This window comes from Haliscomenobacter sp. (genome assembly GCF_040403615.1).
In the GTDB taxonomy this organism is placed as follows: Bacteria; Bacteroidota; Bacteroidia; order Chitinophagales; family Saprospiraceae; genus Haliscomenobacter.
In genome coordinates, this window is record NZ_JBBAKG010000059.1 from 19,871 (window position 1) to 22,651 (window position 2,781).

The window sequence follows — 2,781 nt, forward strand, 5'->3', positions numbered from 1 at the left end:
GCTGGTTTCCAATGACATCGTTGTCGGATTTTGCGGCGATGATGGTCTTGTGCATAAGCGTAATTTTGGATTCCAAGTTTTCAGTTATTTTTTTGTTGACCCTAATTCTTAAAATACTTCACGGGCGATTTCGTGTTGTAAAAAAAGAACGACCACATATCTGCCTGTTCTTCAATGATTTTCGAAGTAGGTTTTCCTGCGCCGTGACCTGCATCGGTTTCAATGCGAATCAGCACTGGGTTGTCACCCACATGGCTTTTTTGCAATTGTGCGGCAAACTTGAATGAGTGCGCAGGCACTACCCGGTCGTCGTGATCAGCGGTGGTGATCATGGTAGCGGGGTAGACTACTCCAGGCTTGAGGTTGTGCAGCGGAGAATAAGACTTCAGGTATTCGAAGTATTTCGGATCATCGGCTGAGCCATATTCAGGAATCCAACCTTTGCCCACGGTGAATTTATGGTAGCGCAACATGTCCATCACCCCTACTGCCGGGAAAGCTACGGCAAACAAATCGGGGCGTTGGGTCATCGCAGCACCTACCAATAGGCCGCCGTTGGAGCCTCCGGCAATGGCCAGTTTTTCTTTGGAAGTGTAGCCCTCTTTGATCAGGTATTCGCCAGCAGCAATGAAATCGTCAAACACGTTTTGCTTGTTGAGCAACATCCCCGCCTGGTGCCATTTTTCGCCGTATTCTCCACCACCCCGCAGGTTGGGCATGGCGTATACACCTCCGTTTTCCAACAAAATCAAATTGGAAGTACTGAAATAGGGGCTCAAACTGACGTTGAAACCACCGTATCCGTACAAGAAACAGGGATTTTTGCCATCCAGTTTCAGGCCCTTTTTGTGTACCAAAAACATAGACACTTTGGAGCCATCTTTGCTGGGGTAAAAAACCTGCTTTTCTTCGTAATCTTCAGGGTTGAACTTCAGGGGTGTTTTAAAAAACTGCTCTGAATTACCCGACTTCAGATCGTATTTGAAAATCACGTTGGGGTAGATAAAGGAGGTAAAGGAGTAAAAGGTGATCCCATCTTCTTCCTTGCCATAAAAACCGCCAGCGGAACCTACCCCTGGGAGTTTGATTTCTTTCTTGTTTTTCCCATCGTAATCCATTTGATAGTAGCGAGTAGTGGCATTCTGCAAGTAATCGGCAAACAGTTTTTTGCCAACCGTACTCACACTCTGCAACAGGTTTTCAGACTCGGGGATGATTTCTTTCCAGTTTTTTTGCTCCGGTTTCGCGGCGTCAATTTCGATCACCCGGTAATTGGGCGCATCTATATCGGTTTGGGCCAAAAAGTGTCCATTGCCCAGGTGCTGAATGACGCTGCTTTTGTTGCCATACCCCGGAAACAGTGCTTGAAAAGGGCCATCTTTCTCCAGGTCTTTGATGTAAGTCGCAAAACCATCTGTACCCGGAGCGGCATAGAGTACCAGGTATTTGTAATCCTCAGTCACGCCAGCGTTGTGGTAGATGTTGGGATTTTTGCGGTCTTCGTAAATGAGCTTGTCTTGGGATTGATCTTCCCCCAATTTGTGGTAATAAACGGAATGAAATTGGTTGTTGCCGGAGAGTTCCTGGCCTTTTTCGGGTTCGGGGTAGCGGCTGTAAAAAAAGCCGTTTTTGTACCAGGAAGCACCTGAAAATTTCACCCATTTGAGTACGTCGGGCAGTTCTTTTTTGGTGGCAATATCCACTACCCGAATCTCCTGCCAATCTGATCCCGCCTGGTTGCGGGCAATGGCCATGTACTTGTTGCCCGGATCTTCGCCGATCAGCCCAACGGTGATCGTGCCATTTTTGGAGAGTTGATTGGGATCGATGAACACTTCTGGTGCACCAGTCAATCCTTTTTGGATGTAGATCACGGCCTGGTTTTGCAGGCCATCGTTTTTGGAAAAAAAATAATTTTCACCTACCCGGAATGGGGAACCCATCTTAGGGAAATTGTACAGCTCCGTGTAGCGGTCAGCGATGGCTTTGCGGTAAGGAATTTTTTCGAGGTATTCGGTCGTCACCGCGTTTTGGGATTTGACCCATTTTTTTACGTTTTCGGCAGTATCCGCCTCCAGCCAACGGTAGGGATCTGCTACTTTGTTGCCATGATAATCGTCAAAATGCGCAACCGTATCGGTCGTTGGGTAACTTACTTTGATTTTTTCTTCCATAGAAGGTTCTGATTTTTTGGTACCGCAAGCACTCAGCGCCAGTAATAAAATGGCCAGGATGGAAATAGGTTTCATTGTCGAGGTGATTTTTTGAGAAATTTGGTTCTGATGCGCTTCGAAAATAGTATTTTTTGGGTATTCAAAAATGCAAAATCCTTTTAGCAGATCAAATAAAACCTTTGGCTCGCCCAAACTACCCTTTGATCAGTGAATTAATCCGCTTATATTTGTGAATAAAGCCGAGCAAAACAGACCACAATGTGAAACTATACATCAAGTACATGGTCAGTTTGCGCTGCAAAATGGTGGTGAGGGACGAGCTACAAAACCTTGGCCTGAATATGGTTTCTGTTGATTTGGGGATGGTTGAAATTTCTGGAGAAATGACTCCTGCTCAGCGGGAGCAACTCAGCGTCAACCTACTCCGTTCGGGGCTGGAGCTATTGGACGATAAAAGAGCCATCCTGATTGATAAAATCAAAAACGTAATCATCGAAATGGTGCATTACGCCGATGAACTTCCCAATACGAATTATTCAGAATACCTTAGCGAAAAGTTGGGCTACGATTATACTTATCTATCTAATATGTTTTCGGAGGTAAAAGG

1 protein-coding gene and 1 pseudogene are annotated in these 2,781 nt (G+C 45.7%); one reads left to right on the forward strand and one right to left on the reverse strand.

The features are described 5' to 3' along the window. Window positions 1-101: 101 nt before the first annotated feature. Window positions 102-2,249 carry a prolyl oligopeptidase family serine peptidase gene (locus ABW391_RS18270; protein ID WP_353483347.1) on the reverse strand — a complete coding sequence of 716 codons (2,148 nt, stop codon included), beginning with the start codon at window positions 2,247-2,249 and terminating at the stop codon, window positions 102-104. Between the two features lie 185 nt (window positions 2,250-2,434). On the opposite strand from ABW391_RS18270, the pseudogene ABW391_RS18275 reads away from it, so the two are divergent. Next, window positions 2,435-2,781, forward strand: a pseudogene (locus ABW391_RS18275) (AraC family transcriptional regulator); the annotation flags it as partial.